Origin of the sequence: Ramlibacter lithotrophicus (assembly GCF_012184415.1) — a bacterium.
Classification (GTDB): Bacteria; Pseudomonadota; Gammaproteobacteria; order Burkholderiales; family Burkholderiaceae_C; genus Ramlibacter; species Ramlibacter lithotrophicus.
This window is the reverse complement of sequence record NZ_VTOX01000003.1, coordinates 503012-525469: the sequence shown is the minus strand read 5'-3', so window position 1 is coordinate 525469 and position 22458 is coordinate 503012. Positions and strand designations below refer to the sequence as shown.

General features: G+C 70.2%; 25 protein-coding genes. 12 read left to right on the top strand and 13 right to left on the bottom strand.

Features of this window, described 5'->3' with window-relative positions:
• Positions 1 to 164: 164 nt before the first annotated feature.
• Positions 165 to 560, top strand: a complete 396-nt coding sequence (locus RAMLITH_RS12390) for a bactofilin family protein (protein ID WP_168107706.1) — start codon at positions 165 to 167, stop codon at positions 558 to 560.
• A 68-nt stretch (positions 561 to 628) separates the two neighbouring features.
• Positions 629 to 1006, top strand: a complete 378-nt coding sequence (gene erpA, locus RAMLITH_RS12385) for an iron-sulfur cluster insertion protein ErpA (RefSeq protein ID WP_168107705.1) — start codon at positions 629 to 631, stop codon at positions 1004 to 1006.
• On the opposite strand, the gene RAMLITH_RS12380 is transcribed toward erpA, so the two are convergent.
• Together RAMLITH_RS12380 and RAMLITH_RS12375 are read right to left on the bottom strand one after the other, a co-directional pair.
• Complete coding sequence (locus tag RAMLITH_RS12380) at positions 1003 to 2112, bottom strand: anhydro-N-acetylmuramic acid kinase (RefSeq protein ID WP_168107704.1); 1110 nt, start codon at positions 2110 to 2112, stop codon at positions 1003 to 1005. The two genes, erpA and RAMLITH_RS12380, sit on opposite strands and share 4 nt — an antisense overlap.
• A gap of 42 nt (positions 2113 to 2154) precedes the next feature.
• Complete coding sequence (locus RAMLITH_RS12375; protein ID WP_168107703.1) at positions 2155 to 3516, bottom strand: M23 family metallopeptidase; 1362 nt, start codon at positions 3514 to 3516, stop codon at positions 2155 to 2157.
• A gap of 170 nt (positions 3517 to 3686) precedes the next feature.
• Here RAMLITH_RS12375 and tyrS point away from each other — a divergent pair, with 170 nt between their 5' ends.
• The gene (gene tyrS, locus RAMLITH_RS12370; protein WP_168107702.1) at positions 3687 to 4922 is read left to right on the top strand and encodes a tyrosine--tRNA ligase; all 1236 of its coding nucleotides are present in this window, start codon (positions 3687 to 3689) and stop codon (positions 4920 to 4922) included.
• A gap of 22 nt (positions 4923 to 4944) precedes the next feature.
• On the opposite strand, the gene RAMLITH_RS12365 is transcribed toward tyrS, so the two are convergent.
• The 4 genes from RAMLITH_RS12365 to RAMLITH_RS12350 all read right to left on the bottom strand — a co-directional run bounded on the left by RAMLITH_RS12365 (position 4945) and on the right by RAMLITH_RS12350 (position 8341).
• Positions 4945 to 5634, bottom strand: coding sequence for an ankyrin repeat domain-containing protein (locus RAMLITH_RS12365; RefSeq protein ID WP_420376905.1), 690 nt, complete (start codon positions 5632 to 5634; stop codon positions 4945 to 4947).
• A gap of 28 nt (positions 5635 to 5662) precedes the next feature.
• Complete coding sequence (locus RAMLITH_RS12360) at positions 5663 to 6160, bottom strand: GlcG/HbpS family heme-binding protein (RefSeq protein ID WP_168107701.1); 498 nt, start codon at positions 6158 to 6160, stop codon at positions 5663 to 5665.
• Between the two features lie 100 nt (positions 6161 to 6260).
• Entirely contained in the window at positions 6261 to 6890 is a 630-nt protein-coding gene (locus RAMLITH_RS12355; protein ID WP_168107700.1) for a response regulator transcription factor, read from the bottom strand.
• Positions 6887 to 8341, bottom strand: a complete 1455-nt coding sequence (locus RAMLITH_RS12350; RefSeq protein WP_168107699.1) for a sensor histidine kinase — start codon at positions 8339 to 8341, stop codon at positions 6887 to 6889. Before RAMLITH_RS12350 ends, RAMLITH_RS12355 begins: the two co-directional genes overlap by 4 nt.
• A gap of 52 nt (positions 8342 to 8393) precedes the next feature.
• Here RAMLITH_RS12350 and RAMLITH_RS12345 point away from each other — a divergent pair, with 52 nt between their 5' ends.
• Complete coding sequence (locus RAMLITH_RS12345) at positions 8394 to 9305, top strand: cation diffusion facilitator family transporter (protein ID WP_168107698.1); 912 nt, start codon at positions 8394 to 8396, stop codon at positions 9303 to 9305.
• Positions 9302 to 9742: a D-aminoacyl-tRNA deacylase gene (gene dtd / locus RAMLITH_RS12340; protein ID WP_168107697.1), complete on the top strand. Its 441-nt coding sequence runs from the start codon at positions 9302 to 9304 to the stop codon at positions 9740 to 9742. Before RAMLITH_RS12345 ends, dtd begins: the two co-directional genes overlap by 4 nt.
• A 144-nt stretch (positions 9743 to 9886) precedes the next feature.
• Here the strand turns inward: dtd and ybeY are convergent, their stop codons facing one another.
• Both ybeY and RAMLITH_RS12330 read right to left on the bottom strand, forming a co-directional pair.
• Positions 9887 to 10378, bottom strand: coding sequence for an rRNA maturation RNase YbeY (gene ybeY / locus RAMLITH_RS12335; RefSeq protein ID WP_168107696.1), 492 nt, complete (start codon positions 10376 to 10378; stop codon positions 9887 to 9889).
• The gene (locus RAMLITH_RS12330) at positions 10368 to 11315 is read right to left on the bottom strand and encodes a PhoH family protein (RefSeq protein ID WP_168107695.1); all 948 of its coding nucleotides are present in this window, start codon (positions 11313 to 11315) and stop codon (positions 10368 to 10370) included. Before RAMLITH_RS12330 ends, ybeY begins: the two co-directional genes overlap by 11 nt.
• 48 nt (positions 11316 to 11363) lie before the next feature.
• Here RAMLITH_RS12330 and ruvA point away from each other — a divergent pair, with 48 nt between their 5' ends.
• Genes ruvA through RAMLITH_RS12305 form a run of 5 tightly spaced genes read left to right on the top strand, consistent with a single transcriptional unit; the run spans position 11364 to position 16265 of the window.
• A complete protein-coding gene (gene ruvA / locus RAMLITH_RS12325; protein WP_168107694.1) occupies positions 11364 to 11939 on the top strand; it encodes a Holliday junction branch migration protein RuvA in 576 nt (191 codons plus the stop codon).
• Positions 11940 to 11949: 10 nt separating this feature from the next.
• Positions 11950 to 13008, top strand: a complete 1059-nt coding sequence (ruvB, locus tag RAMLITH_RS12320; protein ID WP_168107693.1) for a Holliday junction branch migration DNA helicase RuvB — start codon at positions 11950 to 11952, stop codon at positions 13006 to 13008.
• Positions 13009 to 13022: 14 nt separating this feature from the next.
• The gene (locus RAMLITH_RS12315; protein WP_168107692.1) at positions 13023 to 14300 is read left to right on the top strand and encodes an efflux RND transporter periplasmic adaptor subunit; all 1278 of its coding nucleotides are present in this window, start codon (positions 13023 to 13025) and stop codon (positions 14298 to 14300) included.
• Positions 14281 to 15540, top strand: a complete 1260-nt coding sequence (locus RAMLITH_RS12310) for an ABC transporter permease (RefSeq protein WP_238344140.1) — start codon at positions 14281 to 14283, stop codon at positions 15538 to 15540. Before RAMLITH_RS12315 ends, RAMLITH_RS12310 begins: the two co-directional genes overlap by 20 nt.
• 8 nt (positions 15541 to 15548) lie before the next feature.
• Positions 15549 to 16265, top strand: a complete 717-nt coding sequence (locus RAMLITH_RS12305; protein WP_168107691.1) for an ABC transporter ATP-binding protein — start codon at positions 15549 to 15551, stop codon at positions 16263 to 16265.
• 8 nt (positions 16266 to 16273) lie between these two features.
• Here the strand turns inward: RAMLITH_RS12305 and RAMLITH_RS12300 are convergent, their stop codons facing one another.
• The 5 genes from RAMLITH_RS12300 to ttcA are packed head-to-tail and all read right to left on the bottom strand — an operon-like array spanning position 16274 to position 21456.
• Positions 16274 to 18052 (bottom strand): lysoplasmalogenase family protein, encoded by a 1779-nt coding sequence (locus RAMLITH_RS12300; RefSeq protein WP_168107690.1) that lies wholly within the window; start codon positions 18050 to 18052, stop codon positions 16274 to 16276.
• A 19-nt stretch (positions 18053 to 18071) separates the two neighbouring features.
• A complete protein-coding gene (locus RAMLITH_RS12295) occupies positions 18072 to 19256 on the bottom strand; it encodes a DSD1 family PLP-dependent enzyme (RefSeq protein ID WP_168107689.1) in 1185 nt (394 codons plus the stop codon).
• Positions 19225 to 19869 (bottom strand): histidine phosphatase family protein, encoded by a 645-nt coding sequence (locus tag RAMLITH_RS12290; protein ID WP_168107688.1) that lies wholly within the window; start codon positions 19867 to 19869, stop codon positions 19225 to 19227. The genes RAMLITH_RS12295 and RAMLITH_RS12290 overlap by 32 nt, the downstream gene beginning before the upstream one ends.
• Positions 19870 to 19919: 50 nt before the next feature.
• Positions 19920 to 20516 (bottom strand): DUF4136 domain-containing protein, encoded by a 597-nt coding sequence (locus RAMLITH_RS12285; RefSeq protein WP_168107687.1) that lies wholly within the window; start codon positions 20514 to 20516, stop codon positions 19920 to 19922.
• Positions 20517 to 20532: 16 nt separating this feature from the next.
• The gene (gene ttcA / locus RAMLITH_RS12280) at positions 20533 to 21456 is read right to left on the bottom strand and encodes a tRNA 2-thiocytidine(32) synthetase TtcA (protein WP_168107686.1); all 924 of its coding nucleotides are present in this window, start codon (positions 21454 to 21456) and stop codon (positions 20533 to 20535) included.
• Positions 21457 to 21645: 189 nt separating this feature from the next.
• On the opposite strand from ttcA, the gene RAMLITH_RS12275 reads away from it, so the two are divergent.
• On the top strand, positions 21646 to 22047 hold the full coding sequence (locus tag RAMLITH_RS12275) for a response regulator (protein WP_168107685.1): 402 nt from the start codon (positions 21646 to 21648) through the stop codon (positions 22045 to 22047).
• A 104-nt stretch (positions 22048 to 22151) separates the two neighbouring features.
• A complete protein-coding gene (locus RAMLITH_RS12270; protein WP_168107684.1) occupies positions 22152 to 22457 on the top strand; it encodes a hypothetical protein in 306 nt (101 codons plus the stop codon).
• Position 22458 lies beyond the last annotated feature (1 nt).

Below are 22458 nucleotides of genomic sequence, written 5' to 3'. Positions count from 1 at the left end.
GGCACCTTCCGCCGCGGCGCCGCCCAGCTCGACCATGGCAGTTGCGCGGATACCGCAGAGCCGAAGGAGCCATAGCCCCGCCGCCGGGACGCGTGGTACAAAACGTCACGGCCAAGGCGTGCAGTCCGCATCCGCCTGTAAGCGCAGCAACACCAGGAGCGAGCATGTTTGGGAACAGGGCACAGCCCCCGATCAAGAGCCTGATCGCCGAGGGCATCGTCATCGACGGCAACATCAGGTTCACCGAGGGATTGCGGATCGACGGCCGGGTGACCGGCAGCGTCACCGCCGACGGCGACCAGCCCAGCATCCTGGTGGTTTCCGAAGCGGTGACGGTGACGGGTGGCGAGATCCGTGCCGACCACGTCATCATCAACGGCACCGTCAAGGGGCCGGTCCACGCGGCCGAATTGCTGGAACTGCAGCCGCTGGCGCGGATCGAAGGAGACGTCACGTACAAGGCGCTCGAGATGCACCAGGGAGCCATCATTTCCGGGCATCTCCAGCCGGTGGAGGGCGAGGAAAAGCCCGTCCTGAAGCTGGCGGCCAATAACCCTTGAGCCGGAAATCCCGAGCAATTGGCAGTACTATTCATATCCAGAGCACCCTCTCCCCGGAGACCCAGACCATGAGCGCCGTAGCCGAGAACGTCCAGACCGAAATGCCCGCACCGCTGATCTTCACGGACAGCGCGGCCGCGAAGGTGGCGGACCTGATTGCCGAGGAAGGCAACCCCGACCTCAAGCTGCGCGTCTTCGTCCAGGGCGGCGGCTGCTCCGGCTTCCAGTACGGCTTCACGTTCGACGAGATCACCAACGACGACGACACCGTGATGAGCAAGAACGGCGTGTCGCTGCTGATCGACGCGATGAGCTACCAGTACCTGGTCGGCGCCGAGATCGACTACAAGGAAGACCTGCAGGGCGCCCAGTTCGTGATCAAGAACCCCAATGCCGGCACCACCTGCGGTTGCGGCTCCAGCTTCTCGCCTGGCGACCAGCACTAGGCCGGATAGATTCCCCCCAGCACACGGGCGCCTCTGGCGCCCGTGATGCTTTGGAGCGCCAGCGGCTCGCGCCGGACGGCCTTGCGGGCGAGCCAGGCGAACGCGGTTGCTTCCACCTGCAGCGGCGGCAGGCCGAAATCGGCGCTGGACGAAACCTGCGCCGCCGGCAGCAGCGCCTTCAGCCGCTTCATGAGGTGCCCGTTCAGGGCGCCGCCGCCGCAGACGATCAGGCGCGTGAGCGAAGGCTCGTGCCGCAGCACGTCGCGGCTGCAGGCCACGGCCGTGAGCTCGGTCAGCGTGGCCTGCACGTCGGCGAGCGCCGCGTCGGGGAAGCCGCGCAGGTGGTTTTCCACCCACTCGTGGCTGAACAGGTCGCGGCCCGTGCTCTTGGGCGGCGCCTTGCGGAAATAGGGGTCACCCAAAAGCGCGTCCAGCAGGGCCGGCACCACCCGGCCGCCCGCCGCCCACGCGCCGTCGGCGTCATACGCCTGGCCGGTATGGCGCGCGCACCAGCCGTCGATGAGCGCATTGCCGGGGCCGCAGTCGAACCCCAGGATCGTCCCGTCGGCCCGCAACAAGGTGATGTTGGAAATGCCGCCTATGTTCAGGACGCCCACGGTATCCTGCTGGTGGCCGTACAGCGCCTGGTGGAAGAAGGGCGCGAGGGGCGCACCCTGGCCGCCGGCGGCCACGTCGCGGCTGCGGAAGTCGGCGACCACGGCTATGCCGGTGAGCTCCGCCAGCAGCGCCGGCTGGCACAGTTGCAAGGTGTAGCCGGTGCCGTCGAATTCCTGGGGCCGGTGCCGCACCGTCTGGCCGTGGGCGCCGATCGCCCGGATATCGGCTGCCTGTGCTCGGGCCTTCTCGAGCAATTCACGGACGATGGCGGCGTACTGCCGCATCAGTTCGTTGCCGGCCAGTGCCGCGCGGTGCAGCTCGTCGGGGCCGCTGCGGTTCAGCGCCAGCAGTTCGGCGCGCAAGGCCGACGGGAACGGCGCGCAGGCGTGCTCGATGACGAGCGGCGTGTTCGGTGAGAAGTCGACCAGGACGCCGTCGACGCCGTCGAGCGACGTGCCCGACATGAGGCCGATGTAGAAATCAGGCATGCGGCGATGGTAGCGGCACGCCTGGCGCGCGACGCTGCCGGATCAGTCGGCGCTGGCGACGGCGGTGGCCGTTCCGGCGGCTGCGAGCTGCACCTTCATGGCGCGGGCCAGCCGCTCGAAGCCCGGCTTCGCTTCGGCCGACAGCGTCACGGCGTCGTTGCGCCTGGCGATCAGCTGCGGGTTCTTGTGGACGCCGTTGACGCGGAACTCGAAGTGCAGGTGCGGGCCGGTCGCCCAGCCGGTCTGGCCCAGTGCGCCGACGCGCTGGCCCTGCGCGATGGTCTGGCCACGGCGCACGTCGATGCGGCTCAGGTGGGCATACAAGGTCTCGTCGGTGGCGTTGTGCCTCACGATCACCACGTTGCCGAATCCGTTCTGCACGCCGGCGAACTCGACCACGCCGTCGCCGACGCTGCGCACGGGCGTGCCGATCGCACCGCCGTAGTCGGTGCCCAGGTGGGCCTTCCACTGGTGCAGGATCGGGTGGAACCGCATCTTGAAGCTGCTGGTCACGCGCGAGAATTCCATGGGCGAGCTGAGGTAGGAGCTTTCCAGGCTCTTGCCGTCGAGGTCGTAATAGCCACCCTTGCGGCCCGGTTCCTGGAACCACATCGCCTGGTGGGTCTTGCCCTTGTTCACGAACTCCACCGACAGGACCCGGCCCGTGCGCATCGGCTCGCCGTCCGCCTCCAGGGCTTCGTAGACCACGTTGAAGCGGTCGCCGGCGCGCAGCTGCCGCTCGAAATCGATGTCGCTGGAAAAGATGTCGGCGATCTGCACGACGACGGGATCCGGGATGCGGGCCTCGTCGGCGGCCGCGAACAGCGAACTGCGGATCGTGGCGCTGGCCAGCCGGGTGGCCGCTGTCAGGGGCGCGGCCTCGACGCGGGACTGAAAACGGCCATCGCCGACGCGCTCGACCACCAGGCGCTTGAAGGTGCCGTCGTCCTGGGGCGCCCAGCGGGCGGTGAGCTTGCTCAGGGCGTGCTGCTGGGTTGTTTCGATGGTCACGTTGCGGCCGGCGCGGCCCAGCAGCTGCGTGCGGAAGGTTGGTTCGCGGCGCAGGAAGCTGGCGGCGGCGGGGTCGTCGACGCCCAGGCGCGCCAGCAGCGATTCCACGGTGTCGCTGGCACGGGTCGCCTCGGTGCGGAACAGGTTGAAGCTGTGCACGTCGAGGCTTTGCACCTGCTCCTGCACCGGCAGGGGTTGCACCGCTTCCAGCACCTCGCGCACGACGAAGTCGTCCGGCAGCGGTTCGGAAGTGTCCAGCGAGGCGGCCGCGAAACCACCACCGCCGAACAGCAGGGCCGCGATCAGGGCGGTGAGCTTCCTCGGATGCTGCTCGACGGCCTTCGAAACGCGCGACAGGAGTTGTTCGCCGGTGGCGATGAAACCGTTATTCAATGGACCCTTCCTCACAACGGGGAGCTCTTTTGTCCTACGTGGCCGTAGGCGGTTCCCCTGCGTTACATGCGTGAGCCGAAATCGCGGATTTGGCCACAACTAGAATCGGCATCTCCCGCGACGAGCCCGAGTATAGCCACGCCTGTTGCGCGGCTTTCCGAAAAATCCTTATGAATCAAGGCCAAGTTACAAGATATCCGGTAACCGATCGTGTGCGGGAGGCGCTGGCGGTGTCGCGCCGTGGCGCCCAGGAGCTGCTCCCGGAGGAAGAATGGGCGCAGAAACTGGCCAGATCGGAGGCGTTGAAGGTCCCGCTGCGCATCAAGCTGGGTCTCGATCCTACAGCGCCTGACATCCACGTCGGACACACCGTGGTCCTGAACAAGATGAGGCAGTTGCAGGACCTGGGGCACCAGGTCATCTTCCTGATCGGCGACTTCACCTCCATGATCGGCGACCCGTCCGGGCGCAACACCACCCGCCCGCCGCTCACCGCCGAGCAGATCCGGCTCAACGCCGAGACTTATTACAAGCAGGCGAGCCTGGTGCTCGATCCCGCCCGCACCGAGATCCGCTACAACAGCGAATGGAGCGATCCGCTCGGGGCGCGCGGCATGATCCAGCTGGCCGCCCGCTACACCGTGGCCCGGATGATGGAGCGCGACGATTTCAACAAGCGCTTCCGCGAGGGCCAGTCGATCTCCGTCCACGAGTTCCTGTACCCGCTGATGCAGGGTTACGACTCGGTCGCCCTCAAGAGCGACCTGGAGCTGGGCGGCACCGACCAGAAGTTCAACCTGCTGATGGGCCGGCACCTGCAGCAGGAGTACGGCCAGGAGCCGCAATGCATCCTGACGATGCCGCTGCTGGAGGGACTCGACGGCGTCGAGAAGATGTCCAAGAGCAAGAACAACTACATCGGCATCAACGAGGACCCGAACACCATGTTCGCCAAGGTCCTGTCGATCTCGGACGACCTGATGTGGCGCTGGTACCCGCTGCTGAGCTTCCGGACGGAGGCCGAGGTGGCGGCGTTGCGCGCGGAAATCGAGGGCGGCCGCAATCCCAAGGACGCCAAGGTGCTGCTGGCCAGGGAGATCACGGCCCGCTTCCACAGCGCCAGCGCGGCGGACGCCGCCGAGCAGGACTTCGTCAACCGCAGCCGTGGCGGCGTGCCGGACGACATTCCCGAGGTGCAGCTGGGCGGCGCCCCGCTGGGCATCGCCGCCTTGCTGAAGCAGGCCGGGCTCGCGCCTTCCAGCAGCGAGGCCAACCGTCTGGTCGATGGCGGCGGCGTGCGGATCGACTCGGCGACGGTTTCCGACAAGGGCCTCAAGCTGCAGCCGGGCACCTACGTCGTGCAGGTGGGCAAGCGCAAGTTCGCGCGCGTCACGCTCACGGCGTGAGCGCCCACTAGCGCGCAAGCGACTACTTCGCTCCGGCTGCCTCCAACACCCGCACCATGGCCGTGTAGCCGCGCGAGCGCGCCAGCTGCAGCGGCGTGTTGCCTTGCCGGTCCGCCAGTTGCAGGTTGGCGCCGGCATCGACCAGCGCTTTCAGCGTCGCCTGATGGCGTGGCCCGCCGTCGCCGAGCACGATGGACTCGATGACGGCTGTCCAGTGCAGGTTGTTGACGTGGTCGAGGGGCGCGCCGGCGGCGATCAGTTGCCGCACGACACCGTCGTGCCCCAGGTGGGCGGCGGCGATCAGCGCCGTGCCGTCATAGCGGCTGGTGACCTGTTTCGCGCTGGCGCCCAGCGCCAGCAGGACCCGCAGCGTTTCCTCGTCGTCGGCCACCGAGGCGATCGTGACGGCGTCGTAGCGGTCGGCCTCGAGCGCGTCCAGGTTCGCGCCGGCCTTCGCCAGTGCGCGAATCGCGTCGCGCTGGCGCGCGAAGGCAGCCACGTGCAAGGGCGTGCGGCCATGCCCGTCGCGCGCATCGAGCTGCGCCTTGGCAGGGGAGAGCCGGGCGATGGCCGCCGCGTCGCCGCGCCAGGCCGCTGCATGCAGGCCCTTGTAGCCGGCGGCATCGGCCGCGGTCGGCGCGGTCTGGGCCGCGGCGGCGGCCGCCAGCAGCGCCAGGGCGGCGAACGCCGCCGCGCCGCGGCGCGCCTTCATCATCCAGGTGAGGCAGGCAGTCATGGCGTCACTTCAGCTGGTCCTTGACCTTCTCGAGCGCCGCGTTGGCGCACTGTTCGTCCAGCGCACCCGACGGCGCGCCGCCCACGCCGACGGCGCCGATGGTGTCGCTGCCGACCTTGATCGGCACGCCGCCGCCCAGCAGCAGGAAACCGGGCAGGTGCACGAGGTTGGCGCTGGCCGGGTTCTTCTGCGCCGCTTCCATCAGCGCCAGTGTGGTGTTCTTCGCCGACGCCGCGGTCCAGGCTTTCTGCTGGCTGGAGGCCAGCGTGTGCGGGCCGGCATTGTCGGCACGCTGCACGGCGCGCACCACGCCGGCGCGGTCCACCACCGTGGCGGCGACGGCATAGCCCCCCGCGGCGCAGGCCGCGACCGTGGCCGAGGCGATCTGGTTGGCAAGCTCGAGCGACATGGTGCGCTCGGAGCGGATGGACTGTGCGCCGGCGGCGGCGCAGAACAGGGCCAGGGACGCGGAAAGGGCGGTGAGGACGTAGCGCTGGTTCATGGTGGGTTCTCGGCGGCACGGTTCGATCAACCGTGGGAGGACTGTAGAAATCGGCAGCGCCCCCGACCATTCGTGCCGCTACGCGCGCCGCTCCGTAGAACTACGGACCGTCCATCTCGTCGACCAGCGCTGCATACTGCCGGATCAACTGGGCCAGCGATTCGGCGCCGAGCTTGGCGAACAGGTTCGCCCGGTGCGTTTCCACGGTGCGGGGCGAGAGCTCCAGCGCCCGGCCGATGTCCTTGTTGGTCAGGCCGGCGACGATCAGCCCGAGCACCTCGCGTTCGCGCTCCGACAGGTGGGCATAGCGCTCGCGTGCCTCGCGTCCGGCCTCCAGCCTTTCGCGCGACCGCACATGCTGGCGGATGGCGCCTTGCAGGGCTTCCAGCAGGACCTGATCCTCGACCGGCTTCTCCAGGAACTCCGCGGCGCCGGCCTTGAATGCGCGCCGGCACAGGTCGACGGTGCCATGGCCGGTGAGCATGATCACGGGCTGGTCCACTCCTTGGGCAGCGAGGGTCTCCAGCGCCGCGAGTCCGCCGATGCCCGGCATGCGCAGGTCCAGCACGATGGCACCGATCGCCTGCCGGTCGAAGCCGGCCAGGAACGCCTGCGGATCGGCCCAGGGCTGCACCCGCAGCCCGATCGTGGCGATCAGCAAGGCGAGGCTGCTGCGCACGGCCTCGTCGTCGTCGACCAGGTGCACCAGCGGCGACAACGGCTGGTTCATGCCGGCGCCAGCGGCAGGGACAGCCGGAAGCGGGCGCCGCGCGGCTCGCGCCGTTCGGCCGCGAGCGCGCCGCCCATGCCTTGCGCCAGCGTTTCGCACAGGCTCAGGCCCAGGCCCAGCCCATTGGCGCGGGTGCTGAAGAAGGGTTCGAACACGCGCGGCAACGCCTCGGCGGCGATGCCGGCGCCGCTGTCGGTGAGGGTCAGCACCCCCATGTCGGCACGGCGCGCCAGTTCCACGGTGAGTTCGCGCTGTCCCGCCGGCACCTGTTCCAGCGACTGCAGCGCATTGGTGACGAGGTTGTAGATGATCTGTTCCAGCGCCACCGGTTCGGCCATCACGACGGCGGCGGCGTCCGCCTGCAGCCGGGGCGCCAGCTGGCAGCGCTTGAACTCCGGCTCCAGCAGGTACAGCACGTTGCGCATCGCGTCCTGCAGCGGCACGGGCTGCATCTGGCCGGCCACGCCGGGCCGCTCCACGGCTCGGCGCAGCCGCCCGATCACCTCGGTCGCCCGGCGGCTCTGTTGCACCGCCTGCTCGATCGCCGTGCGTGCCGTCGCGAGATCCGGCGGGTCCTGCTGCAGCAGCCGGCTGGCCGCCTGGTTGTTGGCCAGCACCGCCGTGAGCGGCTGGTTCAGTTCATGGGCCATGCCGGCGGCGAGTTCGCCCAGCGCATTGAGCCGGCCGACGCGCCCGAGCCGCACCAGTTCCTCGGCGCGCTGCCGGGCGCCGCGCGCGCGCGACAGGGCCAGCACGGCGGCGGCGGCGAGCGTGACCGCCAGGCACCAGGCGGCCATCCAGACCCACGGCAGCTCGGACCAGCCGACCTGCCGAGCCGCGACCACGTCGAACGGCTGGCTGTCGGTGGCCAGCTGCTTGCGGAAATCGAAGCGCCAGCCGCCGTCGGCTATGCGGCCGGATTGCACCAGGAACTGCTGACCGGCGTATTCGAGCGTCACGCGCACCGGGCTGCGGTCGACGGCCATCGGCCATTCCGCCCAGGGCACGGCCGCCCGCAGGTCCATGTTCAGGGCAAAGCTGGCCGGCTCGGCGGCCAGCACCAGCTGGTAGCGCGAGGCGGCGAGCTCGGCACCGGCCAGCACCGGCAGCCGCCGCGAGCGGGACTGCGCCTCGGCCGCCGCCAGCCGGGGGTTGGACCAGGCCGCGCCCGCCGCTCGGCGCTCGATGCCGAGGATCTGCGGGTACACCGACGCGAGACGCTGCTCGGGCCGCCCGGCGCCGTCCGCGGGCTGCAGCAGCGCCAGCGTCGCCAGCACGGCGTCGTGCTGCACGGCGCGCTGGCTCAGCAGGCGGTGCACGATGCGCGCGTCGGTCTCGAACGCCTCGCGCAGGCGGGCCAGTTCGCCGCGCGCCAGCGCCACGCAGCCGAGCACCGCCAGGGCCAGCCACGCGGCGGCGGCGGCGATGTGGCGAAGACTGGGGCGCGGCATGGCGCGGATTCTTGCACGCAGGGCGCCACGGCGCTTGCAGCACAATCGAGCCATGGGCCTCGCCGTGAAAGAACTGTCTCCGTCGCTGCTGCTGCGGGTCTCGATCGGGGTCGCGCTGCTCACCATCGCACTGAAGACGCTGGCATGGTGGATCACCGGTTCGGTGGGCCTGCTCTCCGACGCGATGGAGTCGCTGGTCAACTTGGCCAGCGCCGTGTTCGCTCTGCTGATGGTGAAGATCGCCCTGCGGCCGGCCGACGAGGACCATCCCTACGGCCATCACAAGGCGGAGTATTTCTCGTCCGCGTTCGAGGGGCTGGCGATCATCGTGGCCGCCGGCGCGATCATCTGGGCCGCCGTGCAGCGCCTGCTGGCGCCGCAGCCGCTGGAGCAGCTCGGTTGGGGCCTGGCGCTGTCGGTGGTCGCCTCCGCGTTCAATGGCGCACTGGCCTGGGCGATGCTGAAATCATCGCGCCATCACCGGTCCATCGCGCTGGAGGGCGACGCCAGGCACCTGCTGACCGACGTGTGGACCTCGGCTGGCGTCGTGGCCGGCGTCGGCCTCGTCGCGCTCACCGGCTGGAACTGGCTCGATCCCGCGGTGGCGATCGGCGTGGCGCTGAACATCCTGCGCGAGGGCGCTTCGCTGGTGTGGAAGTCCTCGCAGGGCCTCATGGACAACGCGGTGGAGCCGGACGTGATGGCCGACATCGAGAAGACGCTGCGCGAGTTCGAGCACCACACGATCCGCTTCGACCATATCTCCACGCGCCGCTCCGGCCAGCGCCGCTTCGTCGACCTGCACATGCACATGCCGGCGAGCTGGACGCTGGGACGGGCGGCCGCGGTGCGCGCCGCCGTTGAGCAGGCGCTCATGAGCGCCGTGCCCGGCCTGCGCGCGACGATCCAGCTGCTGCCCAGCGACGTCGAGGCGCATACCCAGGACCAGGAGGACATGTTGTGATCAGCGTCGTGCAGCGCGTGAGCCAGGCGCGCGTGGCGGTGGACGGCGCGACGGTCAGCGAGATCGGCGCCGGCCTGCTGGTGCTGGTTTGCGCGGAGCGTGGCGACGGGCAGGCGCAGGCCGACAAGCTGCTGGCCAAGATCCTCAAGCTGCGGATCTTCGGCGACGAGAACGGGAAGATGAACCGCAGCGTGCAGGACATCGGCGGCGGGCTGCTGGTGGTCAGCCAGTTCACGCTGGCGGCCGACACCTCGGGCGGGAACCGGCCCAGCTTCACCAATGCGGCGGCGCCCGACGAGGGACGGCGGCTGTACGACTACTTCGTGGCGCAGGCGCGCGCGCTGCATCCGGTGGTGCGGACCGGCGAGTTCGCGGCGCACATGCAGGTGCAGCTGGTGAACGACGGGCCGGTGACGATTCCTCTGCGGGTGAACTGAAGCCGGGAGCGGGAGCGGGAGCGGACAGCCGGACGCAGAAGCCGCGAAGGCTACGCAGAAGCCGCAGAAAAGACAGCATTCAAATCTGAATTCTTTGCGGCTTTTGCGACTCTTTTGCGGCTTCTGCGTTCGGTTGTTGGGTTGTCAGTACGGATTCGCAAACCCCAGCGCCCCCAGCAGCAGGATTTCCGCCGCCTCCATTGCCAGCGCGTCGCGCTCGTTCGTCTCGTGGTCCCAGCCCTGCGCATGCAGCGCGCCGTGCACCAGCAAGTGCGCGTAGTGCGCCTGCAAGGTCTTGCCTTGCTCCTTGGCTTCCCGCTCGACCACCGGCGCGCACAGCACCAGGTCGGCCATCACCACCGGCTCCAGGCCGTAGTCGAACGTCAGCACGTTGGTGGCGTAATCCTTGCCCCGGTACTGCAGGTTCAGCGCCCGCCCTTCTTCCTCGCCGACGACGCGCACCGACAGTTCCGCGGGCCGCGCCAGCGCGAAGGCGATCCAGCGCCGCACGCGCGCGGCCGGCAAGGCGGCCCGATGGGCGGCGGCGCCGGGGAAGCGGGCGAATTGCAGGGACAGCTCCAGCGGCGGCGGGGTGGCCGCGGCCGTGGCTCGCGCGACGCCGGGCCTACTTGGCATTCGGGCTCTTGCGCGCCGCGTCGTAGGCGTCGACGATGCGCGCCACCAGGGGGTGCCGCACCACGTCGGCGCTGGTGAAATGGGTGTGGGCGATGCCCTTCACGCGCCGCAGGATGCGCTCGGCTTCCACCAGTCCCGAGAGGTTGCCCTTGGGCAGGTCGATCTGGCTGATGTCGCCGGTCACCACGGCCTTCGAGCCGAAGCCGATGCGGGTGAGGAACATCTTCATCTGCTCGGGCGTCGTGTTCTGCGCCTCGTCCAGGATCACGAACGCGTTGTTCAGCGTGCGGCCCCGCATGAAAGCCAGCGGCGCGATCTCCAGCGCGTTGCGCTCGAAGGCCTTGGCCACCTTGTCGAACCCCATCAGGTCGTACAAGGCGTCGTACAAGGGCCGCAGGTACGGGTCCACCTTCTGGGTGAGGTCGCCAGGCAGGAAACCGAGCTTTTCGCCGGCCTCGACGGCCGGCCGCGTCAGCACGATCCGCTGGACCTGGCTGCGCTCCAGCGCGTCGACGGCGCAGGCCACCGCCAGGTAGGTCTTGCCGGTGCCGGCCGGACCGATGCCGAAGGTGATGTCGTGGTTGGCGATGTTGTCCAGGTACACGCTCTGGTTGGGCGTGCGCGCCTTCAGGTCGGTGCGCCGCGTGTGCAGCACCTGCGCGCCGGCCTCGTCCTCGCCCAGCCCCGATTCGGCGGCGACCATCAGTTGCACCTTGTCGGGGGCGATCGGCCGTCCGGCCATCTCGTACAGCGCCTGCAGCACCTCCAGCGCCCGCTGCGCCTGGGCCTTGGGGCCCTCGACCCTGAAGTGCTCGTTGCGGTGGCCGATGGTGACCTGCAGCGCCAGCTCGATCGTCCTCAGGTGTTCGTCGGTCGGGCCGCACAGGTGCGCCAGGCGCGTGTTGCTGGCCGAGGGGAAGGTGTGTTTGAGAATCAAGTCGATAATCCCGGGACAACCGATACGGCCCGAGGGGCCGGGGACCCCATGATAGGCAAATTGACGGGAACGCTGGGCGACAAGAACCCGCCGCAGGTGCTGGTGGACTGCAACGGCGTCGGGTACGAGGTCGACGTGCCGATGAGCACTTTCTACAACCTGCCCGGCGTCGGCGAGCGCGTGACGCTGCTGACGCACTTCGTCGTGCGCGAGGACGCGCAGATCCTTTACGGCTTCGCGTCGCCCGGCGAGCGCGACACCTTCCGCCAGCTGATCAAGATCGCCGGGGTCGGCCCGCGCACCGCGCTGTCGGTGCTCTCGGGCATGAGCGTTGGCGACATCGCGCAGGCCATCACCGCGCAGGACTCGGGACGGCTGGTGAAGGTGCCGGGCATCGGCAAGAAGACCGCCGAGCGCCTGCTGCTGGAACTCAAGGGCAAGCTGGGCGCCGACCTCGGCCTGCCGGGTGCCGCGCCCCGCACCGATGAAGGCGCCGACATCGTGCAGGCGCTGGTGGCGCTGGGCTACAGCGACAAGGAAGCGGCGGCCGCGCTCAAATCGCTGCCCAAGGACGTCGGCGTCGCCGAGGGCATCCGGCTCGCCCTGAAGGCGCTGGCCAAGTGAGCGGGCAGCTGTGACCATCACCACCGACGATTTCGAGATCCCGCCGCCGCGCCGCGTCGTTTCCGCGGCGCCGGCCTCGCCGCAGGAAGAGGCGATCGAGAAGGCGCTGCGGCCCAAGCTGCTCGATGAGTACGTCGGCCAGGCGCGCATCCGCGAACAGCTGGAGATCTTCATCGGCGCGGCCCGCAAGCGCGGCGAGGCGCTGGACCACGTGCTGCTGTTCGGGCCCCCGGGCCTGGGCAAGACGACGCTCTCGCACATCATCGCCCACGAGCTCGGCGTGAATCTGCGCCAGACCTCGGGCCCGGTGCTGGAAAAGCCCAAGGACCTGGCCGCGCTGCTGACCGGCCTCGAGAAGAACGACGTGCTGTTCATCGACGAGATCCACCGGTTGTCGCCGGTGGTCGAGGAAATCCTGTACCCGGCGCTGGAGGACTACCAGATCGACATCATGATCGGCGAGGGCCCGGCCGCCCGCTCGATCAAGCTGGAACTGCAGCCGTTCACGCTGGTCGGTGCCACGACGCGCGCCGGCATGCTGACGAACCCGCTGCGGGATCGCTTCGGCATCGTCGCGCGGTTGGAGTTCTACACGGCCGAGGAACTCTCCCGCATCGTGACGCGCAGTGCCGGCCTGCTGAAGGCGCCGATGGACGAGGCCGGCGGCATGGAGATCGCGAAGCGCTCGCGCGGCACGCCACGCATTGCCAACCGGCTGCTGCGCCGGGTGCGCGACTACGCCGACGTCAAGGGCAGCGGGCACATCTCGCAGGAGATCGCGCGGCTGGCGCTGGCGATGCTCGACGTCGACCCGCAGGGCTTCGACGTGATGGACCGCAAGTTGCTCGAAGCGGTGATCCACCGCTTCGACGGCGGCCCGGTCGGCCTGGACAACATCGCGGCCAGCATCGGCGAGGAAGCCGGCACGATCGAGGACGTGATCGAGCCCTACCTGATCCAGCAAGGCTACCTGCAGCGCACGCCGCGCGGGCGCATCGCCACGCTGGCGGCCTTCCGTCACCTGGGCGTGACGCCGCCGCAGGCGAACGGCGGCCTGTTCGAAGGCTAGCCGGTCCGCACCCCATGAAGCACCGCTGGTTCTGGATCATCGCCGCACTCGCCGTGCTGATGGGGCTGGCCTATGTCGCCTTCACCACGCGCGGCGTGCCGGCCGACGTCGTCGAGGTGCAGCCGCGGCCGCTGCTGCGCACGCTGCGGTTCTCCGCGCGCGTGGCGACGTTGTCGCGGGTGGACGTCGGCAGCACCATCACCGGCCGGGTGGCGCAGGTGCTGGTCGACGAAGGCGCGCGGGTGCGGCAGGGGCAGAAGCTGGTGCGGCTGGAATCCGATGAATTGCGCGCGGCCGTGGCGCAAGCCGCGGCCAGCGAGCGCCAGGCGCGGGCTCGGCTTGCCGGCCTGCGCAGCACCGGCCGCTCCGCCAGCCGCGCGGCCCTGGACCAGGCCGAGGCCACCCTGCGGGCCGCCCGGGCCGAGCTGGAGCGGCAACAGCAACTGGTGGCCAAGGGCTTCGTCAGCGAATCGCGCGTCGACGAAGCGCGCCGCGCCGTCGAGGTGGCGCAGGCGCAGCAGGCGAGCGCGCGCGCCCAGGTGCAGGCCGGCGCCGACGGCGGCACCGACGTCGCGCAGGCCCAGGCCCAGCTCGCCCTGGCGCAGGCGGCCACGCAGGCGGCGCGAGTGCGGCTGGCGCAGGCCGACGTGCTGGCGCCTGCGGCTGCGCGGGTGCTGGCGCGGCAGGTGGAGCCGGGCCAGATCGTGCAGCCCGGCAAGGCGCTGCTGAGTCTCGCGCTGGAGGGCCCGACCCAGCTCGTGGCGCCGGTGGACGAGCGTTTCCTCGACCAGTTGCAGGTCGGGCAGCCGGCATTGGTGGTGGCCGATGCATTCCCCGGACAGCCGTTCCCGGCACGCGTGCTTTCCATCGCACCGGCCGTCGATGCGCAGCGCGGCGCCGTCGAGGTGAAGCTGGCGCTGCAGCGCGAGGCGCCCGCGTTCCTGCGCGAGGACATGACGCTGTCGGTCGACGTCGAAACCGGCCGGCGCGAGCGCGCGCTGGTCGTGCCGCTCAGCGCGTTGCGCGCGACTGGGAGCGATGGCGCCGAGAGCGTGCTGGTCCTGGCCGACGGGCGCGCGCAGGAGCGCCGGGTGCGGCTGGGGCTGCGCACCCTCGATGCTGCCGAAGTGACCGAGGGCCTGGCCGCCGGCGACCGCGTGCTGCGCCGGGGCATCCTGGCGCCCGGCGAGAAGGTGCGGCCCGCCGTCGTCCCCTGGGAGCCGGGCCAGGATCGCGCGGGCGGCGGCGCGCGCGACGACATGGGGTCGATGCTTGGCAACCTCGGCCGCTGAGCGTCCGCCGCTCCTTGGCGGCTGGCTCGGTTTCGAGCGCCGCGTCGCGCTCAGGTTCCTGCGCGAAGGCCGCATGCAGACCCTCCTGATCATCGTCGGCGTCGCGGCGGGCGTGGCCGTGATCGCCTACATCACCGCGCTGATCAACGGCCTGCAGGGCAACACCTTGACCAAGACGCTGGGCGCCCAGGCGCACGTCACCGTGCGGGCGCCGGAGGACGTGGTGCTGCCGGCGCGGCCGCCGGCGGCGGACACCAGGGTGATGTCCGAAGTCCAGGCGCGCGAGCAGCGGCCGCGCTCGATCGCGAACTGGCAGGCGCTGGTGCCGCTGCTGGAGCGGCGCGACGGCATCGCGGCGGTCTCGCCGATGGTGTCGGGCAGCGGCCTGGCGCTGCGCGGCGAGGCGACGCAGGCGATCGCGCTGCTGGGCGTGGACCTGGACCGCTACGACCGCATCGTCAGCCTGCGCAGCAAGGTGGTCGCCGGGCAGGCGCGGCTCGCGCCGGGGGACGCGGTCGTCGGCCGCGAGCTCGCCGCCGACCTGGGCGTGCGGCCTGGCGATCGGGTGACGGTGCTCACCGGCAGCATCGCCGAGCCGGTGCGGATCACCGCGCTGGTGGACCTCGGCGTGCGCGACCTGAACCGGCGCACCGTGATCGTGCCGCTGCGCCTGGCGCAGAACCTGCTCGGGCTGCCCGGCGGCGCGACCAGCATCGACCTCACGGTGCACGACGTCTGGACGGCCGACGCACTGGCGCGCGACCTGCAGCGGCAGTTGCCGTACGACGTCGAGTCCTGGCAGCAGGCCAATGCGCAACTGGTATCGGCGCTCAACGCGCAGTCGGTCAGCACGACCCTGATCCGCGCCGTGGTGCTGGTGGTCGTCGTGCTGGGGATCGCCAGCGTGCTGGTGGTGTCGGTGGTGCAGAAGCGGCGCGAGATCGGCATCCTGCGGGCGATGGGCGCCACGCGGTCGCAGATCGTGCGTGTCTTCCTGGTGCAAGGCGCCGTGCTCGGCGCGCTGGGTTCGCTGATCGGCGTCCTGCTGGCGGTCGTCATGATCTGGGTCTTCACCCACTTCGTGCGCGGCTCCGACGGGCTGCCGCTGTTTTCGATCAGCCTGCCGCCCGCCACGGCCTTGCAGGTCGCGCTGCTGGCGACGGTGTCCGGCGTGCTGGCCGCGATTTTCCCGGCCCGGCGCGCCGCACGGATGGACCCGGCCGAGGCGATCCGGCTGTGAGCGCGGCCATGGACGGCAACTCCCGACCGGTGCTGGAACTGAGCGACGTCCACAAGCGCTACAACATCGGATTGCCGAACGAAGCCGAGGTGCTGCACGGCATCAACCTGCGCATCGCACCCGGCGAATTCGTGGCCTTGGTCGGCCCGTCCGGCTCCGGCAAGAGCACGCTGCTCAACATCGTCGGGCTGCTGGAGCGCATGACCTCGGGCAGTTACCGGCTGCAGGGCGAGGAGGTGGGCGGCCTCGACGACGCGGAGCTCACGCGCCGGCGCCGGCAGACTCTGGGGTTCGTCTTCCAGTTCCACCACCTGCTGCCGGCGTTCACGGCGCTGGAGAACGTGACGCTGCCGGCGCTGATGGCGCACGGCCGGGTGAGCGCGCGCGAGCGGCAGCGGGCCTGCGAGCTGCTGGCGGCGGTCGGTCTGGCCGACGCGCTGCACAAGCGGCCGGCGCAGTTGTCGGGCGGCATGCAGCAGCGGGTGGCGATCGCCCGGGCCCTGGTGCAGCAGCCGCCGCTGGTGCTCGCCGACGAGCCGACCGGCAACCTCGACACCGCATCGTCCGACGAGGTGTTCGCGCACCTGCGGCGCATGCACCAGGAGCTGGGCACGTCGTTCGTGATCGTCACGCACGATCCGCGCCTGGCGGCACGGTGCGATCGCGTGGTGGAACTGATCGACGGCACGATCGCCAGCGACACGACGCAGGTCGCCACCCGCTGACCGCCGGATCAGGTCCGCAAGGACAACGACGACTCTGGCCCCGCGGCGGCCGGGATCACGGCCGCGGCCGCCGGCGCGCTCGCCAGCGCATGGCGAGAGATCAGGATCTGCGCCGCGTAATACGTCGCCAGCACCCACAGTTGCGCCAATGGCAGCGGCAGGGCGAACTTGTTGGTGGCGAGCAGCGAGTCGCTGGCCATGAAGAAGACGGCGCCGGCGGCCACGGCGATCGACGCGCGGTCGCGCAGCACGGTCGCACGGCCGATCGCCTGGGCCGCCATCAGCGCGATGACGATCACGTACGCGCCCACCGCCACCTTGAGGACCGGCCCGAGGTGGACGAAGAGGAATGCGTACATCGCGGCGCCGACGGCGAGCGTCGCGAACAGCGCCTGGCGGCTCGGGAACCAGCCCATGCCCTGCCTGAACAGCGCGATGTAGCAGACGTGCGCCGCGAGAAACGCGACCAGTCCCGGGATGAAGAACCCGTCGAACATCAGCAGGCAATCGCCGGCCAGCGACAGCGCCAGCCCCGCGAGCAGCAGCGCCTGCTGGCGCCGGCTGCCGAGGCCTTGTCGGATCTGCGCCGCGACCATGCCCATCACCAGCAGCAGCGCCAGCGGCTTGAACCAGCGATGCCACTCGAGCAGGCCCAGCGCGCTGGTGGCGGTCGCCAGCACGGCCGCTTCCAGCATCAGCAGCTCCAGCTGCGTGATGCGCCCTTGCAGCAGCGCGCCAATGCTCCACAGCACCGCCGTCAGCGCCGCCAGCCAGACGGCCGCCTGCGTCGCCGCCATGCCATCCGCATGCCACAGGAACATGGACACCGCCCCCAGCAGCAGCGTGAAGTGCGCGGCGCCTGTCCATGCCACGGACCGGCGCACCGGAGGGTCGAACCGGCGCACGGCCTGCAGGTCGAACGCCGGCCGCGGAAAGCGCGTCGCCACGTCGGCCGGGCGCCACGCGGGCGGCTTGATCCACACCCGCAGCTTGTCGGACCAGCGCCGGGTGTGCCAGGAATCGCGGGCCAGCGCCCAGTACACCTCGAGGTTGGACCACAGCGGGTCCCAGCTCTTCAAGGGGCTGCGGGTGCCGTAGACGCAGCGCTCGTCTTCCTCCTGGAAGCTGCCGAACAGCCGGTCCCACACGATCAGCACGCCGCCGTAGTTGCGATCCAGGTAGCGGTCGTTGACCGCGTGGTGCACCCGGTGGTTTGACGGCGAGCAGAACCAGCGGTCGAACCAGCCGAGCTTGGGCACATGCTCGGTGTGGACCCAGAACTGGTACAGCAGGTCGACCAGCGCGACGATGCCGAACACCAGCGGCGGCACGCCGGCCAGCGCCATCGGCAGGTAGAAGATCCAGCCGAGCAGCGCCCCGGAACTGGTCTGGCGCAGCGCGGTGGAGAGGTTGTAGTCCTGGCTCTGGTGATGCACGACGTGTGCCGCCCAGAAGATCGCCACCTCGTGGCCGGCGCGGTGCAGCCAGTAGTAGCAGAAGTCGTAGAACAGCAGCGCCAGCAGCCAGCCGTACCAGGTGCTCCAGAAGGCCTTCGCCTCCTCCGGCGGCACCAGCGAAACCTGCGCGTACACGGCGGTGTAGATGCCCACCCGCAGCAGCCGCGTGAACACCTTGGTGATCTCGCTCAGCATGCCCAGGCCGATGCTGTTCACGGCGTCGTTCAGGCGATAGGTGTTGCGGCCGCGCGCGATGCCCCACGCCACTTCCGCCGCGATCAGCAGCAGGAACACGGGCGTGGCGAGGACGATGACCTGGGATGGACTCACGGCCCCATTGTCCGGGCGCTCAGGTGGCAGCGCCCCTGGCGTCAACCCGCACGATCCGTTCCACGCTGCCCGCCTGCAGCCCGCCCGCCACGCCGATCATGTAATCGTGCAGGTTGACCGTCGGATCGCAGTGGCCGGGCACCAGCCACAGCGCATCGCCCAGCAGCGGCAGTTTCGCAGCGCCGGTGGCGCGCAGGATGCCGTGCTCGTCGCCGCCGTTGCAGTACTCCAGGCCGGCGATGCCGTGCACGCGGGGCAGCCCGGAGTCGATGGCGTGGCTCTTGTGGCCGGCGTCGCACACCGCATGCCAGGGCTGCACGCTGATGACCTGGGTCTTGACGAACAGCGCCTGCTCGAAGTTGGGCTGGGCCGGATCGCGTTCGTTGCGGGCGTAGTCGGCGTCCATGAACAGGAACGAGCCGGCCTGCAGTTCGCCGAACACGCCGCTCGCGGCTTCGCACACCATGCTGCCGGTGCCGGCGCCCGTGACGAGTTCCACCGCCACGCCCTGCCGTTCGATGAGCGTGCGCGTGAGCTGAACCTGTTCGACCACGCGGGCGACCGCCGCGCGCCGCTCCTCCGGGCTGCGCAGGTGCTGCGCCAGGCCGTGGTAGGCCTGCAGTCCGGCAAAGCGCAGCGCCGGGTGCTTGCGCACGTCGTGCACCAGCCGCACCGCCGGCTCGCCGGGCGGCACGCCGCAGCGGCCCTGGCCGACGTCGATTTCCACGAAGACGTCGATCACCGCCGGCTTGCCGTGCCTGTGCCGCGCGTCGTTCATCGCCTGCGCCAGCCGGGCCACGCCCTCGGGGCTGTCCACGGCGAGCGCGAGCTGGCCGCCTTCGGCGGCGAGCTCGTGCGCCAGCGCAGCGACGCGCGCCAGCTTGTGCGGCGCGATCACCTCGTTGCTGATGTAGATGTCCGTGACGCCGCCCGCGGCGAGCGCCTCGGCCTCCGCCGTCTTCTGCACGCACACGCCCGCCGCGCCCGCGTGCACCTGCCGCCGGGCGAGCGAAGCGCTCTTGTGCGTCTTGGCATGCGGCCGCCACCGCACGTGGTGCTTGCGCGCGAACTCGGCCATCCGCACCAGGTTGCGCTGCATCGCGTCGAGGTCGATCACCAGGGCCGGCGTGTCGACGGCCCCCACCGGCTGGCCGACCAGCTGGCCGAGCGCTTCAGGTGCGCGAGTTTTCGTCGAGGGCTTCATGGTCCAGGTGCTGGGTGTCGGACCAGCCCACGAGGGTGAAGCCTTCGGGCGTCCACAGCAGGCGGTTGATCGCGCCGTTGGGCAGTTCCCAGGTCCGCGGGGCGTTCACTTCCTGCCGCGTCGCGACGCGGTACAGCGCATCCAGCACGCCGCCGTGTGCCACCACCACGATCTGTTCGCCGCGGTGGCGCGACGCCAGCGCCTGCACCGTGCGAGTGACCCGGTCGCGCAACTGGAGCAGCGACTCGCCGCCTTCCGGCGGCTGCCACTCGGGGATGCGCTTGCGCCAGTCGTGGGCGTGGTCGGGCCAGGTCTCCTCGATCTCGGTGAAGGTCTTGCCTTCGAACAGGCCGAAGCAGCGCTCGCGCAATCCGGGATCCGGCACTACCGGCACGCCGGTGGCCGCGCCTATGGACTGGGCGGTTTCATGCGCCCGTCCCAGGTCGCTGGTGTAGACGGTGGCGACCGCCTCGGCCGCGAGCGCCTCGCCCACCCGCCGCGCCTGCCACCGGCCGGTCTCGTTCAGGCCGACGTCGAGCTGGCCCTGGATGCGTGCGGCGACGTTCCAGGCGGTCTCGCCGTGGCGCACGGCAATGATGCGGGTGGCTTCCATCGGCGGATTGTAGGGACAGCCCGGCGCTTGCGCTGGCCGCGCGGCGGCGCTCAGGAGGCGGCGCGGCCCACCTGGACGTCGACCCGGCGCGGGCCGGGCGGCGGGTTCGGGAAGCCCTGCATGGCAGCCTGGAACATCGCCGGGAACACGGTCTGGTTGTCGAGCCATGGCCCGTCGTTGGACGCGTGGCTTTCGAACACGACGCGGTTGGACGGCAGCTCCCGCACGACGACGGCCACCTCGCGGTGGTACCACGGCGATTCCAGGCCGCCCCACGGACCGCCGAAGCCGAGCCCGAGGCCGCGCCGGTGGTAACCGACGCCCCAGCCGCCGCCCCAGCGCCAGGGGTCGGCCCAGGGCGACAGCGTCGGTTGCAGCCGGCCGGAGACCTGGACCGCGTAGCGGGGAGTGGCGTCGTCGCGCCGCAGGCCGGCGCGGTGCAGCGCGGCGTCGGCCATGGCTTCGAGCTGGGCCTGTCCGGGCTCCTGCTGCGACGGCAGGCGCTCGAAGCGGTAGGTGGGTTGCTGAGGCAGCGCCGCCAGGCTGGAGAACGACCGGACGTTGCTGTCGACGAGGAACGTGCTGGCGCACCCGGCGAGCAACCAGGCGACGCACAGGCCAAGCAGCCCCGACAGCGAGCGATTCATACGACCTCCCCGAGGCTCAGAACTTGATGACTTGCAGATCGGGCAGCCTCGCCTGCGGCGGCAGATCGGGTGGATCGAATGCCCGGTCGCCGTCTTCGCTGGCCACGCCCGTCAGGGTGAGACCCTTGAAGTCGTAGTGTGTTCCATCCGCCAGGTGCGAGGGCACGATGTTTTGCAAAGCCGTGAACATCGTGTCAATGCGTCCCGGGTGCTGCCGTTCCCACTCCCGCAGCATGGCCGCGACCTGCTTGCGCTGCAGGTTCTCCTGGCTGCCGCAGAGCGTGCAGGGAATGATAGGGAACTGCCGGTGCTCCGCCCAGCGCACGAGGTCCTTCTCGGCGACATAGGCCAGCGGCCGGATGACCATGTGGCGGCCGTCGTCGCTGACCAGCTTCGGCGGCATGCCCTTGAGCTTGCCGCCGAAGAACATGTTGAGGAAGAAGGTTTGCAGGATGTCGTCGCGGTGGTGGCCCAGCGCGATCCGGGTCGCGCCCAGCTCGTCCGCCACGCGGTACAGGATGCCGCGGCGCAAGCGCGAGCACAGGCTGCACATGGTTTTGCCGGGTTCGATCTTGTCCTTGACGATGGAATACGTGTCCTGGTTCTCGATGTGGAAGGGCACGCCCACCCGCGTCAGATACTCGGGCAGCACATGTTCCGGGAAGCCGGGCTGTTTCTGGTCGAGGTTGACGGCCACGAGCTCGAAGTCGGCCGGGGCCCGCGCCTTGAGCTTCAGCAGGATGTCCAGCAAGGCGTAGGAGTCCTTGCCGCCGGACAGGCACACCATCACCTTGTCCCCGTGCCCGATCATGTTGTAGTCGCCGATGGCCTGGCCCACCAGGCGGCACAGGCGCTTTTCCAGCTTGTGGGCCTCGCGCTCGAGGCGGTGCTCCCGCTCCAGCGGCAGCGGGCGACTTTCTTCGTTCCAGACGGCGCTCATGGTGCGGATTGTCGCATCGGCCTCCCCCGCGCGGGCCGGACGGCGAAGCCACGTTGGCAGCGCGGCCGGACCCCTGCGCCGGGGGGATCTGGGCTACCATGCCCCGTTCGGTACGTTTCACGCGAGGCACAGGACGCCGGCCGAGAGTCGTCCTGCCCGCAAATTCCCCACAACCTTTCCTGGAGACATATGGCAATCGAGCCGGTGCGGGTATTCCTGGTGGAGGACATGCCACACCTGCGCTCCGTCCTCGAGGATCTCCTGCACAGCGTGGGCAATTTCCGCGTCGTCGGCACCGCGGGCACCGAAGCGGAGGCGAACTTCTGGCTGGAGGAGCACCCCCGGGCCTGGGACCTTCTGATCGCCGATCTCGTCCTCGACCAGGGCACGGGCTTCGGCGTCATCAAGAAGTGCCGGCAGCGGCCCGACTCGCGCAAGGTGGTGGTCCTCAGCGACTACGTCACCCCCGGCATCCACCGCCATTGCCTCGCGCTCGGTGCCGACGCCGCGATCCCGAAGTCCGACATGCCGTCGTTCCTGGATTTCCTGGGCGCGGTCGGCGTCCCCGCGGCGCCGCGACCCGCGCCGTAGCCCGGCTGCGGCTTGCTCCGGCGTTGCTGAACGGTTTCATCCGACACGTAGCGCGCCCGAGCACAGCTATTTTCGTTTCCGGAACCACTCGAACAAGGGGCACCATGATGCCGAACGGGACGGACCGGATCAGCAAGCATCCGATCCAGCAAGCCAGGGAAAAGACCCGCGTGGCCCGGCAGGAGCTCGAACTCGCCGGAGCCGAACTGCAACTGACGACGACGATCCTGGAGCGCGCCTTGCCGCCGCAGCACAAGGTGGGCGACGTGCGCAAGGCCATCGACCAGAACGGCGCGGCCGCCGCCAACGTGGCGGAGGCGAGCGAGGAACTGGCGGAAGTGGAAGCGCTGCTCGCGCAGGAGATCGAGGAGCGTCAGCGGCTGGAACGGGAGATCGCGCAGCGCGGGTAGC

Bases quoted from the DNA above. Each gene is read 5' to 3' on its own strand.
- RAMLITH_RS12390 (WP_168107706.1), top strand. From the start codon at position 165: ATGTTTGGGAACAGGGCACAGCCCCCGATCAAGAGCCTGATCGCCGAG.
- erpA (WP_168107705.1), top strand. From the start codon at position 629: ATGAGCGCCGTAGCCGAGAACGTCCAGACCGAAATGCCCGCACCGCTG.
- RAMLITH_RS12380 (WP_168107704.1), bottom strand. From the start codon at position 2,112: ATGCCTGATTTCTACATCGGCCTCATGTCGGGCACGTCGCTCGACGGC.
- tyrS (WP_168107702.1), top strand. From the start codon at position 3,687: ATGAATCAAGGCCAAGTTACAAGATATCCGGTAACCGATCGTGTGCGG.
- RAMLITH_RS12365 (WP_420376905.1), bottom strand. From the start codon at position 5,634: ATGAAGGCGCGCCGCGGCGCGGCGGCGTTCGCCGCCCTGGCGCTGCTG.
- RAMLITH_RS12360 (WP_168107701.1), bottom strand. From the start codon at position 6,160: ATGAACCAGCGCTACGTCCTCACCGCCCTTTCCGCGTCCCTGGCCCTG.
- RAMLITH_RS12355 (WP_168107700.1), bottom strand. From the start codon at position 6,890: ATGAACCAGCCGTTGTCGCCGCTGGTGCACCTGGTCGACGACGACGAG.
- RAMLITH_RS12350 (WP_168107699.1), bottom strand. From the start codon at position 8,341: ATGCCGCGCCCCAGTCTTCGCCACATCGCCGCCGCCGCCGCGTGGCTG.
- RAMLITH_RS12345 (WP_168107698.1), top strand. From the start codon at position 8,394: ATGGGCCTCGCCGTGAAAGAACTGTCTCCGTCGCTGCTGCTGCGGGTC.
- ybeY (WP_168107696.1), bottom strand. From the start codon at position 10,378: ATGCCAAGTAGGCCCGGCGTCGCGCGAGCCACGGCCGCGGCCACCCCG.
- ruvA (WP_168107694.1), top strand. From the start codon at position 11,364: ATGATAGGCAAATTGACGGGAACGCTGGGCGACAAGAACCCGCCGCAG.
- RAMLITH_RS12315 (WP_168107692.1), top strand. From the start codon at position 13,023: ATGAAGCACCGCTGGTTCTGGATCATCGCCGCACTCGCCGTGCTGATG.
- RAMLITH_RS12305 (WP_168107691.1), top strand. From the start codon at position 15,549: ATGGACGGCAACTCCCGACCGGTGCTGGAACTGAGCGACGTCCACAAG.
- RAMLITH_RS12295 (WP_168107689.1), bottom strand. From the start codon at position 19,256: ATGAAGCCCTCGACGAAAACTCGCGCACCTGAAGCGCTCGGCCAGCTG.
- RAMLITH_RS12290 (WP_168107688.1), bottom strand. From the start codon at position 19,869: ATGGAAGCCACCCGCATCATTGCCGTGCGCCACGGCGAGACCGCCTGG.
- RAMLITH_RS12285 (WP_168107687.1), bottom strand. From the start codon at position 20,516: ATGAATCGCTCGCTGTCGGGGCTGCTTGGCCTGTGCGTCGCCTGGTTG.
- ttcA (WP_168107686.1), bottom strand. From the start codon at position 21,456: ATGAGCGCCGTCTGGAACGAAGAAAGTCGCCCGCTGCCGCTGGAGCGG.
- RAMLITH_RS12275 (WP_168107685.1), top strand. From the start codon at position 21,646: ATGGCAATCGAGCCGGTGCGGGTATTCCTGGTGGAGGACATGCCACAC.
- RAMLITH_RS12270 (WP_168107684.1), top strand. From the start codon at position 22,152: ATGATGCCGAACGGGACGGACCGGATCAGCAAGCATCCGATCCAGCAA.